The sequence below is a fragment of the Hyphomonas atlantica corrig. genome, assembly GCF_017795365.1.
GTDB classification, from domain to species: domain Bacteria; phylum Pseudomonadota; class Alphaproteobacteria; order Caulobacterales; family Hyphomonadaceae; genus Hyphomonas; species Hyphomonas atlantica.
In genome coordinates, this window is record NZ_CP051254.1 from 695,976 (window position 1) to 709,104 (window position 13,129).

Below are 13,129 nucleotides of genomic sequence, written 5' to 3' on the forward strand. Positions count from 1 at the left end.
CGACAGTCACAGGGATGTGAGGCCTGTAAAAAAGCCCCCTCGGCATACCGAAGGGGCTTTTGGAGCGTATCTAAGGTGCCCGGTCAGGCGGCAGCAGCCTCACGGGCGAGATTTCGGAGCACATAGTGCAGAATGCCGCCATTGCGATAATAGTCGAGTTCATTCTCGGTATCGATCCGAACAAATGTCTTCGCGACAATCTTTGAACCGTCTTCGCGAGTTATTTCCACGTCCATGGTCTGGCGTGGTGTAATCGATTCCACGCCTTTGATGGTCACGATCTCCTTGCCGGTAAGCTCAAGCTCCTTCGCACTTTGGCCATCGGCAAACTCCAGTGGAAGCACGCCCATACCAATCAGGTTAGACCGGTGGATACGCTCAAAGCTTCCGGCGATGACAGCGCGGACGCCCAGGAGGATCGTACCTTTGGCTGCCCAGTCGCGGGACGAACCGTTACCGTAGAGATCGCCCGCGAACACTACCAGCGGCGTGCCTTCAGCTTCATACTTCATGGCCGCGTCATAGATCGGCATCTGTTCGCCGTCTGGATAGTGTACTGTCACGCCGCCTTCGACGCCTGGGACCATCTGGTTCTTGATACGGATGTTTGCGAAGGTACCGCGCATCATGACTTCATGATTGCCGCGCCGAGAGCCGTAGGAGTTGAAGTCGAGTGGCGACACCTGGTGTTCCTGCAGATAGATGCCCGCCGGGCTGGACGCCTTTATCGAGCCAGCCGGGGAGATGTGATCTGTCGTAATGGAATCGCCGAATACAGCGAGAACACGCGCTTCTTCCACATCTTTCGGGGCGTCGAGATCCAGCCCCATCCCCTCAAAGTATGGAGGGTTCTGAACATAGGTGGAGGCTGGCGGCCAACTGTAAGTTTGTCCGCCAGATACTTCGATACCTTTCCAATGTTCATCACCTTTGAACACGTCGGAATAGCGCTCGGCAAACATTTGCGGCGTAACTGCCGCTGTCATGATTTCCGCAATTTCGTGCGATGTTGGCCAGAGATCCTTGAGATAGACATCATTGCCATTTTTATCTTTGCCAAGAGGATCCTTGGTTAGATTGATCCGCAGCGATCCAGCAATAGCGTATGCAACGACCAATGGCGGTGACGCCAGATAGTTTGCCTTGATATCCGGACCAATACGCCCCTCAAAATTGCGGTTTCCGGAAAGGACGGAGCAGGAAACAAGGTCTCCATCCGCAATCGCCTTTGCGAGCGCGGGCGGCAATGGCCCGGAATTGCCGATACACGTCGTACATCCGTAACCGACCAAATTGAATCCAAGTGCGTCGAGATCATCCTGCAGACCAGCCTTTTCAAGATAATCCGTGACCACTTGAGATCCTGGTGCCAGTGACGTCTTGACCCATGGCTTGCGGTCGAGACCCAGTTCGCGGGCCTTGCGTGCGACCAGTCCCGCAGCGATCAACACTGATGGATTCGATGTGTTCGTGCAGGATGTAATCGCTGCGATGAATACGTCGCCGTGCGTGACGGTGTAGTCTTCACCGTCAACAGCAATCGACTCTGCGGCGTCGGACGCTTTGCCAAATTCTTTTGCCATGGCATCGGCGAAGGCCGTGTCGCCTTCGGAAAGCAATACGCGATCTTGAGGGCGCTTTGGCCCCGAAATCGATGGGACAACAGTGCCGAGATCCAGCTCAAGTGTATCCGTAAAAATGGGCTCAACCTGTTCCGGGCGCCAATAGCCCTGCGCCTTGGCGTAAGCCTCAACAAGCTCAACGCGGTCCGCGTCACGACCTGTATTTGTCAAATACTTGACCGTATCTTCGTCTACCGGGAAGAATCCACACGTCGCTCCGTACTCAGGCGCCATGTTGGAAATGGTTGCCTGATCTTCGAGCGTCAGATTTGACAAGCCCGGACCGTAGAATTCTACGAATTTCCCGACCACACCCTTCTGGCGCAGCATCTGGACGACGGTCAGCACCAAATCGGTTGCGGTGGCACCCTCAGCCATCTTGCCGTCGAGACGGAAGCCAATGACTTCCGGGATAAGCATGGACACCGGCTGGCCAAGCATGGCGGCCTCTGCCTCAATGCCTCCTACACCCCAGCCGAGTACGGAAAGGGCATTGATCATGGTGGTATGAGAGTCCGTACCAACACAAGTATCCGGATAAGCCACGGTTTCCCCGTCTTCTTCCTTGGTCCAGACGGTTTGTCCCAGATATTCGAGGTTCACCTGGTGACAGATTCCGGTACCCGGCGGGACCACACGGAAATTTTTGAATGCGGTAGAACCCCAGCGGAGGAATTCATAACGTTCCTGATTACGCTTGTACTCGATTTCTACGTTTTTTTCGAAACTGTCCGGGCCCGCAAAACTATCGACCATGACAGAGTGATCAATGACGAGATCAACCGGAACCTGGGGATTAATTGCCTCGGCCGACGCGCCAAGTTTTTCCGCTGCATCTCTCATGGCGGCCAAGTCAACTACGGCTGGTACACCGGTGAAGTCCTGCATCAGAACGCGCGCCGGGCGATAGGCAATCTCGTGGCTGATATCACCCTTGTTGTCGAGCCAGGTCCTGAACGCCAGAATATCTTCCTTGGTGACGGTTTTACCGTCTTCAAACCTAAGCATGTTCTCTAGCAACACCTTGAGTGAGGCTGGCAAGCGTGAAACATCACCCAATCCGTTTTCTCCTGCCGCCGACAGAGAGTAATAGGTGTAGGATTTATTGCCGACAGAGAGTGTGCGTTTGGAATTGAAGCTGTCGAGGGAAGTCATAAGAGGGAACCTCGCGTCTGAATTATCATCTGCGGCGAAGAGCCGCCGCGTTGGCCTGTCTCATATAAGCGCATAATGGATTGAAGCAATTGAGACAAAGGGTCTAAACGGGTCAGATGAGCGTTGGTTCACTCCTTTCCGGAAACAATATCGGCATAATGCGTGGCGAACGCGTACTTTTTCGTGATGTGTCGCTTTCCCTGTCCCCCGGAGAAGCTATTGTCCTCAGAGGTGCGAACGGTGCCGGCAAGACTACACTGTTGAGAATTCTGGCCGGCCTGACGCAAGCTGAAACGGGCGAGGTTTCAAAGCAAGGCGCGCATCATTGGATTGCTCACCGAGAGGGATTGAAACCTCATGAGACGCCAACGGACCACCTCCGCCTGTGGGCCCGCGCCTGGGGGCAGACTGTAGAGGTCCGGCAATTGCTTGCCGACATGGGCCTGTCTAAGCCTGCAGATGTACCGGCAAAGTATCTCTCGGCAGGGCAGCGACGCCGTACAGCGCTGGCGCGTTTGCGACTGGAAAACCGCCCAATCTGGCTTCTCGACGAGCCGTTCACGGCACTCGACGCGGACGGAAAGTCTTTGTTGCAGGCTATGATCTCAACTCATCGCACTCAGGGAGGCGGCGTAATCGCGGCCATCCATGGCGAGGCTGGGTTTGGATTCGATACACAGGTGGAGATTTGAGCGGCGCACCGATCCTCTCGGCTTTCCGGCAGGCGCTGGGTGAGGCCTGGGCCGGTGGCGCGGGAGCGCTGCTGCCACTCGGCTTCTTCGCGGGCACTGCTGTTCTCGTTCCCTTGGGAGTCGGGACGGAACCAGCGACATTGCGCGCCATCGGACCCGGGATCCTTTGGGTATCCCTTGCCCTATCCAGTCTGGTTACCCTTGAGCGGGTTTTTCAGGCTGACACAGAAGACGGCACTTTGGACCTCTGGCTGCAGACGGGTGCCCCGGCGGCGGCCATTGCCGCGGCCAAAACTTTTGCGCATTGGCTGACCGCAGGTTTGCCTCTGGCCCTACTCTCCCCCATGCTGCTGCTCATGTTCCAAGCGAGGGCTAGCGGCGCCCTTCTCGAAAATATGGCCCTCTACGCCATCGGCGGTATCGCCTTCTACTTCTGGGGCGGCGTTGGCGCAGCGCTGTCAGCGACAGTTCGAAGAGGCGGCCTACTGATCAGCCTGATCGCGCTGCCATTATATGTGCCGACCGCCATATTCGGCGCACTGGCCATGGGCGATGGGCCCAGCAGCGCTTCAGCTCCGTTGTTTCTCGCCGCAACAACGCTTTTTGCTTTGGCTGCGGCTCCGTTCGCAATGGGTGCAGCCCTACGCTTGGCGGCAGACTGACAGAAGGGTATTTCAAACGCGATGTTTTCCTGGTTTGCAAACCCACACCGTTTCCTGAGGCTGTCGGACTGGCTCGCTCCCGCGTGCTACGTGCTTGCGGCTGTCGGCATTCTATGGGGGCTTTGGCAGGGTCTCTGGATCGTTCCGAAAGACGATTATCAGGGCGGGGACATCATGCGGGTGATGTTTATCCATGTGCCAGCAGCCTGGCTTGCGATGGCTAGCTATCTCGGCATGGCCGTGATGAGTTTCGTCTGGTTTATCTGGCGCCATGAAGTCGCAGACATAGCCGCCAAAGCGATCGCTCCACTGGGGGCGACCTGGACAGCGCTCTGCCTGGCGACGGGGGCGATCTGGGGCAAGCCGACCTGGGGCACCTGGTGGCAATGGGATGATGCACGGATGATGTCCGTCCTGTTCATGTTCTTCCTGTTCCTAGGTTACATGGCTCTTCGCGCGGCTATGGACACACGGCAAAAGGCTGCGCGGGCTGGCGCGATCCTCGCCATGGTTGGCGCGCTGAATGTCCCGCTGATCAAGTTCTCGGTCGACCTGTTCACGTCCCTGCATCAGGACGCAAGCGTGATCACAGCAGAGGGCCCCAAGATGGCGGCAGTTTATCTCTGGCCGCTATTGATCAGTTCATTTGGTCACACGCTACTGTTTGCCGCCCTTGTCATGACGTTCATGCGTGCTGAAATATGGACAAGACGCGCCGCCCAATTGCGGGCCCGCCTGATGACAGGAGACTGACCCATGCTTCCCGTATTTGAATCCAATTCAACTTTTATCTGGGCGAGCTACGCAGTCGGTCTTGTTCTAATTGGCGGTGCAATCGCAACGGCGTGGTTTAAATCACGCAATGCAAAAGCCGAGCTTATTCGGATCGAAGCCCGGATCCAGGATCAGAAACGCCGATGAAGCGCTGGCTGGCGATTGTTCCGGTTGGCGCATTAGCCATTTTTGGCGTTGTGGCTGCGGGGCAATTGATCAATCCGGAAAAAGGTGACTTCGAGCGACGTCTTCGCGACGCGCCTGGTATCGCGTTTCAGACCCCAGATGGCGACCCGCTAACATTCTCCCCCTCTCCGACGGGCGGCAATATTGCCGTCAACCTGTTTGCGAGCTGGTGCGCGCCGTGTGAGGCAGAGCACAAGTATATTGCAGAATTGTCGGAAGCCTATCCAGATCAGGTCTACGGAATCTTGTACAAGGACACGCTGGAGAACGGGCAGGAATTCCTTGCCCGGCTTGGCAACCCGTATACGCAAATTGCGCTGGACCCAGATGGGCAGGGCGGACTTGAGTTCGGACTTACTGGAGTTCCGGAAACTTTTGTGATTTCTCCAGAAGGCAAGATTCTGGATCATGTCCAGGGGCAACTGGACCAAACTTCGGTCAAAAAAATAGGCGAGGCACTGAAAAGCGCCCCGCCCACGTAAACTCCGTTACCGGAAGCTTACTTTTTCTTCGCTTTGCGAACTGGAGCCTTTTTCGCTGGCTTGGTCGCAGTAGCTGGCTTCGCCTTCGTTGCAGCCTTAGCCTTGGCTTTTGGTGCAGCTTTTTTGGCTGGAGCCTTTTTCGCTGCTGGTTTGGCCGCAGGAGCTTTCTTCGCTGCCGGAGCTTTCTTGGCCGGAGCCTTCTTCGCTGCTGGCTTGCGGGCCGGGGCTTTCTTGGCAGCTGGCTTTGGTGCTGCTTTAGCAGCAGGTGCTGGCGCAGCTGGCTTCGGAGCCGGCGTTTCTGCCTTGTCTGCTTCTGCAACCATATCGGTCAGACCAGCAACGAGTGCGGACTGCTTCGTTTTCGGAAGAGCTTCGAAGATGGCTTCGTCTGCTTTCTCTACTGCTGGCAGAGCTTTCTCGTAAGCTTTTTTGCCTTTCGCCATCAGAGAGACGACTTTCGCGCGCTTGTCAGTTTTTGAAGCGACACGCTTGATGAGGCCAGAGCGCTCCATACGAGCAACCATGTCGGCAAGTGTCGAACGGTCGATACCGGTCGCGTTGACAAGATCGGACTGGCTGACGCCGTCATTGCCGGACAGAGCAGCAAGAACGGAGAACTGACGAAGCGTGATGCCAGCAGCGCTCAGTGCAGCGGCGGATTCATTTGCAGCAATCTGCTGAGCACGGTGCAGCAGGTGGCTAGGCGATTTTTTGAGATCGTAGGTCATGATAGTGTTTCTTTCTGTATTCAATTAGGCGTTGGGCGCGATAGAAAATCCGGTTACTGGTCTGTTAAATTTCCAACCTGTGTGCGGATCAACATGTACCCTAATATACTCGAGAGGCTTAAGCTTCGATGACGGATCAATTATCAAATGGTTTCTTTTCGCAAGAATTCAAACTGAAAATACCCGATGGAGACGACCGAATACGCCGTGTTTGCTCACATTGCCAGTTCGTAGACTACATAAATCCGAAAATAATTGCAGCTTCAGTTGTTACAAAAGGTAGCAAAATCCTGCTTTGCAGGCGTGCGATTGATCCGCGTAAGGGATTCTGGACGCTGCCGGCAGGCTTCATGGAGCAAGGGGAAACCGTGGAGGAAGCCGCTCGGCGTGAGGCCCGGGAAGAAGCCAATGCCGAGATTCGCATTGATCGCATGCTGGCGGTTTACTCAGTGCCGCGCATCTCTCAGGTGCAGATCATGTTTCGCGCCGAACTTGTTTCAGACATATCGCCCGGTCCGGAGAGTCTGGAGGTCGAGCTGTTCGACTGGAGAGATATACCGTGGTCGAATCTGGCCTTCCCAACCGTACTTTGGGGCCTGACGCACTATGCTGAAACTCGAAGCAAGACGGTATTCGCGCCGTTCTCCAATCCACCCGGAACGGAGGCACTCACACGTTAGGCATCAGGTGTTTCAGATTGGCGCATGTGTTTCAGCGTGTACGGGACGTTGGCCACAGCAAACAGGACACCGATAACAATGTTTCCAAGCTTCCAGTTTGCCCAAGTCGCCTCGGAGAAGTTCCGCCACAAGAACTCATTCCAGATTGCCATAGCCACGAAATAGAGACCCCAACGGATCGCCAGCGTTTTCCAGGCGTGGTCAGGCAGATCAAATACGGAATGAAAGAGCATCTTCCAGATGTTTCGGCCAACGGCCAGACCACCAAAGATCACGCCCGCATAAAGCAGGTTGATGATCGTCGGCTTGATGAACAGGAAGAGTTTTGACTGAAGCAATATTCCTGCTGTTCCAAACGAACCAATCAGGAGTGACGAGACGAGCAAGAAAGGAGGAATACGTTCCTTCTTGAGCAACTTCTGGCCGATCACCACAAAGGTCGCAATGATCAGAACACCCGTCGCCCAGTACAGCGCAGTATCTTTGGTAAACAAACCATCGCCTTCCGGAAACCTTAGCATCACATTGTAGATGATGATGAAGGCCAACGTCGGACCAATCTCTGTCCAAATGCTTCCCGCTTTGGCGGCGGCATCGCCGACATCGGCAGATTGCGTGGCTTTGTTTGGCTCTGTCATGTAATTCCTACGTATTACGCTCGGGTCCGGATCAATTTGGACCTCCGCGCCTGTCTGACAATAGGTGAGCTAATAAATCACCAACGAAGCGAAATTGTCCGCATAGATTAGGCACCAGCTTGCATCAAAAGAAGGCCGCCCGACAGAATGGCCGCCGCGATGATCCGTCTGTATCCGAATCCTTCCTTCAAGAACATGGCGCCCAATGCAGCAGCAAAGACGACTGACGTTTCTCGCAACGCCGTTACGACAGCGGCATCAGTCAGTGTGTATGCATAAATCGCCAGACCATATGAGATAGTACCCAGCATACCGCCAGCTATGCCACCCTTCCATTGCCTGGCCATCGCCTCTCCGATTTGCCCCCGTCGTTGAATAACCGCAACGACAGTCACTCCGATCCAGTCGAACAGAAACAACCAGACAACAAAAGTCATTGGATCCGGCATGGCACGCGCGGCACGCGTATCCGCAACAGCGTACATGCCTACGCCCAATGCCGTCAGCAGGGCCCATACGAGTGCGCTCCGGTCCAGCTTCCGGGCTGTGGCTGTCTGCCCTGTTGGCAGGGCAAAGACAATGATCGCCAAACTGGCCAGCAACAGACCTGCTGACTGAATCACGGTCAGATATTCATTCAGAACAAAGATCGCAGCACACGCCGTTACCAAAGGCGCGAGGCCCCGCATCACAGGAAAAACAAGCGACAGATCCCCTCGGTGCAATGCCCGAACGAGGCAAAACTGATAGAACCAGTGAACCACGACCGATATCAGGATCAAAGACCATGTCTCCGGAGGTGGCGTCGGCACGAATGGCGCAAACGGCAGGACGCTTAGCCCCATCACGATTGCAACCGCCATGCGGGCGGTCAGTACGTCACCGCCCCGCTTTACGAACATGTTCGTGGCCGCGACCGTGACTGCTGACAGTAAGCACAGGATGACTGGGAGGAGGCTTTCCGACATACGGCGCGACCTATGCACGGTTTGCTGACGCGTGGGAAGGATTTGACTCTGCCTCAATTGAGGGCCTCACTCGCCTCAAAGAAGAAAAAGACGGAGGAAACCCAGCATGACGCACGATCTCGTTTTGCGCGGCGGCACGATCATTGACGGAACAGGCGGCGAAAGTTTCGAAGGCGATGTGGCCATCACGAACGGCGTCATCACTGAAGTTGGATCTGTCAGCGGCAAGGGCGTAGAGGAAATAGACGCGCGCGGACAAGTTGTAACGCCAGGCTTTGTCGACATTCACACCCATTATGATGGCCAGGCAACGTGGACAGGCGCCATCAGCCCCTCCTCCCTGCACGGCGTGACGACAGTGGTGATGGGCAATTGCGGCGTGGGCTTTGCGCCATGCCGACCCGACGACCATGACCGGCTAATCCGCTTGATGGAGGGCGTTGAAGATATTCCGTTTCCGGTACTCGCCGAAGGACTCCCCTGGAACTGGGAAAGCTTTCCGGATTATCTCGACAGCCTATCAAGCACTCATTTTGACGCCGATATCTGCGCGCAACTGCCCCATGCGGCGCTGCGGGTTTTTGTTATGGGAGACCGTGGCGCAAATCGCGAGCCTGCGACGCCGGAGGATATTCATCAAATGCGCGTATTGACCACCGAAGCCATCCGCGCCGGCGCAATTGGTTTTTCCACGTCCCGCACCCTCAACCACCGCACCAGTGACGGTCAACCGACTCCGACCCTGACAGCCAGCGAAGAGGAACTGGCCGGCATCGCGCAAGGCGTGGCAGACGCCGGACGCGGCGTGTTGCAGTTCGTCTCTGATTTCGACGATCCAGAGAAAGAAGCTGCAATGCTGCGTCGGATTGTGGAGACCAGCGGCCGACCGCTTTCCGTATCACTTGCACAGGCAGATGTTGCTCCCAATGGCTGGCGTCGCCTACTCAGCGCTATTGAACAAGCGGTCGAAGATGGCTTACCCATGCGCGCCCAAGTCGCGCCACGTCCGGTAGGCGTCCTGCTTGGGTTTGAACTGACGCTCAATCCCTTCAGCGCGCACCCCACCTATCGAGAGATATCAAATCTGCCGTTCGAAGATCGGATTGCGCTATTGCGCGATCCCGACTTCCGAAAGCGCCTTCTATCTGATGAGCCGGACACGGATAATCCGTTTCTGAAAGCAATGCTGCGAAGCTTCGGAAAGATTTTTCAACTGGACGCGCCGGTGAACTATGAACCAACAGCCGATCGAACGCTGGAAGCCATCGCCGCGCGCCGAGGCGTTTCCCCAGAACAAGCGGCGCTGGATCTCATGTTGGAACGCGAAGGCCGTGGTATGCTCTACCTTCCCTTCCTCAATTATGCGGGCGGGTCTCTTGACCCTTCCCACGACATGATGCTGAGCCCGGCAACGCTCCCCGGCCTTTCAGATGGTGGCGCGCATGTCGGCATGATCTGCGATGGGTCCTTCACCACAACGATGTTAACCCATTGGGTTCGCGACCGGACGCGCGGCCCTCGCATTCCGATCGAGCACATTGTGCAGCGTCAGGCACGCGCCACTGCCGAGTGGATTGGACTGAACGACCGCGGTCTGATTGCACCGGGCTATCGCGCAGACCTCAATGTCATCGACACCGCAAACCTGACATTACATCTGCCGGAAGTTACTTATGACTTGCCTGCTGGCGGACGTCGACTGATGCAGAGAGCCACGGGCTACACGGCCACAATCCTCAAAGGCCAGATCACTCACCGGAATGGAGACCCAACCGGCGCCCGGCCTGGAAGACTCGTTCGGGGTCCACAACAAGCGAACATCTCTGCGATGGCAGCGGAATAGCTAGCTCTGCAGGCCAACCAAAGCTTTAGAGAATGCCTCTGCACTGAATGGGCGGAGGTCTTCCGCTTTTTCCCCAATACCTATGAAATGGATCGGCAGATCGTAAGCTTCCGCGATAGCGACGAGCACACCGCCCTTGGCGGTTCCGTCCAGCTTGGTCATCACCAGCCCGGTCACGCCCGCAGTGTTCTTGAAAGCCTCTACCTGCGACAAGGCATTCTGACCGACCGTGGCATCCAGAACGAGGATGACATCATGAGGCGCCGTCGGATCAAGCTTTCTGATGACGCGGACGACTTTCTCTAGCTCCGACATCAGTTCTGTCTTGTTTTGCAGGCGCCCAGCCGTATCAACCAATACGAGATCGAGATCGTCTGCCTTCGCCTTTTCAATTGCCTCGTAAACAAGCCCTGCCGCGTCGGCCCCTGTCGGTTTGGACATAACGGGTATACCGGCGCGCTCACCCCATACGGTCAGTTGCTCAATGGCTGCAGCACGGAATGTATCACCCGCCACAAGAAGCGCCTTGGCACCCTGTTCTGTCAGTTTTGATGCGATCTTGCCGATGGTCGTCGTTTTGCCAGACCCGTTGACCCCAACAAATAGAACAATGCGAGGGCTCGGCCCTTCCGAGAAATCGACGATTTTCTCACGAGGCTTCAAAACGTCAGTAATTTCGCTGGCCAAAGCGCCCCGGATTTCATCCTCGGAGATTTCCTTGTCAAACCTCTCCTTAGACAGATTACTGGTCACGCGCATAGCGACCTTGGCGCCGAGGTCGGATGAGATCAAAAGATCTTCCAACTCCTCCAGCGTTTCATCATCAAGCTTTCGGCGTCCAAATACGGACAGTCCAGATGTCAGGCGCGACGATGACCTCGAGAGCCCTGAGCCCAACTTGGCCATGAAACCAGGATCATTGGCCTCCGCCTCCATCGCGGCGCGCGCGGCCGCTTCGCGCTCAGCCCGGAGCCGCGCCGCCTCTCGGCGTTCTTCCAGCAGTTTTAGTTCTGCTGCCGCCTTGGCTTGCGCTGCCTCTCGCTCTTCCTTCGCTTTACGGGCTCGTTCAGCCTCTTCCGCCAATCTCTGAGCTTCAGCTTCGTCGGCCCGCGCCTGCGCGGCTGCACGCGCCTCTTCTGCCTTGCGTGCCGCCTCCTCCAGGCGCGCAGCCTCTTCTGCCGCAGCCGCAGCCTCCCGAGCCTGCCTTTCTTCCCACGCCCTGTTCGCCTCGGCGACCTTGCGCTCGATTTCTTCCTGTTCGGCAGCCTTTCGTGCAATTTCGGCTTCCTGCGCCGCCAGTTCCCCGGCAGACAGCTCTGGCGCCTCCATCGCGGCACCAGCGTCTTTCAGTTCCTGTTGCTTTTTCTTCTTACCGAACCAAAGGATCATGCGGTGAGAGCTCCGATCAGCTGTTTTCCATCATGCCGCACTATACGGGCGCGCACCGGGCGTCCAGCTTCGCCAGGTTCTTCCTCAAACCGCACGGGCGTAAAGTCTGGAAGGCGCGCTGACAGTCCCCGCTCGACCAACGCGTCTACGGTCTGGCCTTCGTAGGTGCCCAAGTGACGGGCAAGTGCGGCCTCCCCCACATCTCGCAAACGCGCGGCCCGCGCCTTGATAACCGACTTCTGAAGTTGAGGCATCCGAGCAGCCGGCGTGCCCGGGCGTGGCGAATACGGAAAGGCATGCACGAAGGACAAACCGCATTCTTCCACGAGCCTTATTGAGTTCTCGAAATGCGCTTCGGTTTCGGTTGGAAAGCCCGCAATGATGTCGGCGCCAAATGCCATATCCGGACGAATACTGCGCAATTGCTCCGTCAGTCTAACTGCATCCCTCCGGGAATGACGCCGCTTCATCCTTTTCAGGATCAGGTCATCGCCATGCTGCAAAGACAGATGCATAAAGGGCGCAAGGCGTTTGTCTGCCATTGTTTCCATCAGCGCGTCATCGATTTCTATGGCGTCGATCGAGGATATACGCAGCTGCTTCAGCTCCGGCACCAGCTTCAAAATGCGCTGCACCAGATTGCCGAGTTGCGGCGCGCCTGGCAGGTCTGCACCCCAACTGGTCAAATCGACACCGGTCAGAACAACTTCATAATGCCCTGTCTCGACCAGACGGCGGACCTGGCTGACCACCTCCCCTGCCGGCACCGAACGCGAATTCCCACGGCCATAGGGAATGATGCAGAACGTGCAGCGATGGTCGCAACCATTCTGCACCTGGACATAGGCCCGCGCGCGGCCCTCCATGCCGTCAATCAGGTGCGCCGCCGTCTCTTGCACTGACATGATGTCATTCACGCGGACCTTTTCGTGTCCGCCCAGCAATTCGGCTGGCCGCCAGGTTTCCGACTGCATCTTTTCATGATTGCCGATCACACGCGTGACTTCCGGCATCTTAGCGAACATATCCGGGTCGATCTGCGCGGCGCATCCGGTCACCAAGATGGGCGCGCCTGGATTGTCCTTTGCAGCGCGCCGGATTGTTTGGCGCGCGCTTCGAACCGCTTCAGATGTTACCGCACATGTGTTGATGATCACGGCGTCATTCAGGCCAGCTTCCGACGCATGGCCGCGCATAACCTCCGATTCGTAGGCGTTCAGGCGGCATCCGAGCGTAATCAGCTGCGGGCTGGAAGGAGCTTTGGCATCTGTCATGACTTTGATGTCAGCGGACATCGCGCCGAATTGCCC

General features: G+C 56.6%; 13 protein-coding genes. 7 read left to right on the forward strand and 6 right to left on the reverse strand.

Annotation, left to right across the window (positions count from 1 at the left end; translation table 11 throughout):
• Nucleotides 1-83: 83 nt before the first annotated feature.
• Nucleotides 84-2,777, reverse strand: coding sequence for an aconitate hydratase AcnA (gene acnA / locus HF931_RS03495; protein ID WP_273241884.1), 2,694 nt, complete (start codon nucleotides 2,775-2,777; stop codon nucleotides 84-86).
• A gap of 116 nt (nucleotides 2,778-2,893) precedes the next feature.
• Here acnA and ccmA point away from each other — a divergent pair, with 116 nt between their 5' ends.
• The 5 genes from ccmA to HF931_RS03520 are packed head-to-tail and all read left to right on the forward strand — an operon-like array spanning nucleotide 2,894 to nucleotide 5,573.
• Entirely contained in the window at nucleotides 2,894-3,469 is a 576-nt protein-coding gene (gene ccmA / locus HF931_RS03500) for a heme ABC exporter ATP-binding protein CcmA (RefSeq protein WP_273241885.1), read from the forward strand.
• The gene (gene ccmB / locus HF931_RS03505; RefSeq protein WP_273241886.1) at nucleotides 3,466-4,131 is read left to right on the forward strand and encodes a heme exporter protein CcmB; all 666 of its coding nucleotides are present in this window, start codon (nucleotides 3,466-3,468) and stop codon (nucleotides 4,129-4,131) included. Before ccmA ends, ccmB begins: the two co-directional genes overlap by 4 nt.
• 21 nt (nucleotides 4,132-4,152) lie before the next feature.
• Nucleotides 4,153-4,884 (forward strand): heme ABC transporter permease CcmC, encoded by a 732-nt coding sequence (gene ccmC / locus HF931_RS03510; protein WP_273241887.1) that lies wholly within the window; start codon nucleotides 4,153-4,155, stop codon nucleotides 4,882-4,884.
• 3 nt (nucleotides 4,885-4,887) lie between these two features.
• Nucleotides 4,888-5,052, forward strand: a complete 165-nt coding sequence (locus tag HF931_RS03515; protein WP_272981706.1) for a heme exporter protein CcmD — start codon at nucleotides 4,888-4,890, stop codon at nucleotides 5,050-5,052.
• Nucleotides 5,049-5,573 carry a redoxin family protein gene (locus HF931_RS03520; protein ID WP_273241889.1) on the forward strand — a complete coding sequence of 175 codons (525 nt, stop codon included), beginning with the start codon at nucleotides 5,049-5,051 and terminating at the stop codon, nucleotides 5,571-5,573. Before HF931_RS03515 ends, HF931_RS03520 begins: the two co-directional genes overlap by 4 nt.
• A gap of 17 nt (nucleotides 5,574-5,590) precedes the next feature.
• Here HF931_RS03520 and HF931_RS03525 read toward each other — a convergent pair whose 3' ends face one another.
• Entirely contained in the window at nucleotides 5,591-6,301 is a 711-nt protein-coding gene (locus tag HF931_RS03525) for a MarR family winged helix-turn-helix transcriptional regulator (protein ID WP_273241890.1), read from the reverse strand.
• A 128-nt stretch (nucleotides 6,302-6,429) separates the two neighbouring features.
• Here HF931_RS03525 and HF931_RS03530 point away from each other — a divergent pair, with 128 nt between their 5' ends.
• Entirely contained in the window at nucleotides 6,430-6,981 is a 552-nt protein-coding gene (locus HF931_RS03530; RefSeq protein WP_273241891.1) for an NUDIX hydrolase, read from the forward strand.
• Here the strand turns inward: HF931_RS03530 and HF931_RS03535 are convergent.
• Entirely contained in the window at nucleotides 6,978-7,619 is a 642-nt protein-coding gene (locus HF931_RS03535) for an inner membrane-spanning protein YciB (RefSeq protein WP_273241892.1), read from the reverse strand. The two genes, HF931_RS03530 and HF931_RS03535, sit on opposite strands and share 4 nt — an antisense overlap.
• 107 nt (nucleotides 7,620-7,726) lie before the next feature.
• On the reverse strand, nucleotides 7,727-8,587 hold the full coding sequence (locus HF931_RS03540; RefSeq protein WP_273241893.1) for a DMT family transporter: 861 nt from the start codon (nucleotides 8,585-8,587) through the stop codon (nucleotides 7,727-7,729).
• Between the two features lie 106 nt (nucleotides 8,588-8,693).
• Between HF931_RS03540 and HF931_RS03545 the strand changes: the two genes are divergently transcribed.
• Nucleotides 8,694-10,430 carry an N-acyl-D-amino-acid deacylase family protein gene (locus HF931_RS03545; RefSeq protein ID WP_273241894.1) on the forward strand — a complete coding sequence of 579 codons (1,737 nt, stop codon included), beginning with the start codon at nucleotides 8,694-8,696 and terminating at the stop codon, nucleotides 10,428-10,430.
• Here HF931_RS03545 and ftsY read toward each other — a convergent pair whose 3' ends face one another.
• The gene (gene ftsY / locus HF931_RS03550) at nucleotides 10,431-11,819 is read right to left on the reverse strand and encodes a signal recognition particle-docking protein FtsY (RefSeq protein WP_273241896.1); all 1,389 of its coding nucleotides are present in this window, start codon (nucleotides 11,817-11,819) and stop codon (nucleotides 10,431-10,433) included.
• On the reverse strand, nucleotides 11,816-13,114 hold the full coding sequence (mtaB, locus tag HF931_RS03555; RefSeq protein WP_273241897.1) for a tRNA (N(6)-L-threonylcarbamoyladenosine(37)-C(2))-methylthiotransferase MtaB: 1,299 nt from the start codon (nucleotides 13,112-13,114) through the stop codon (nucleotides 11,816-11,818). The genes ftsY and mtaB overlap by 4 nt, the downstream gene beginning before the upstream one ends.
• Nucleotides 13,115-13,129 lie beyond the last annotated feature (15 nt).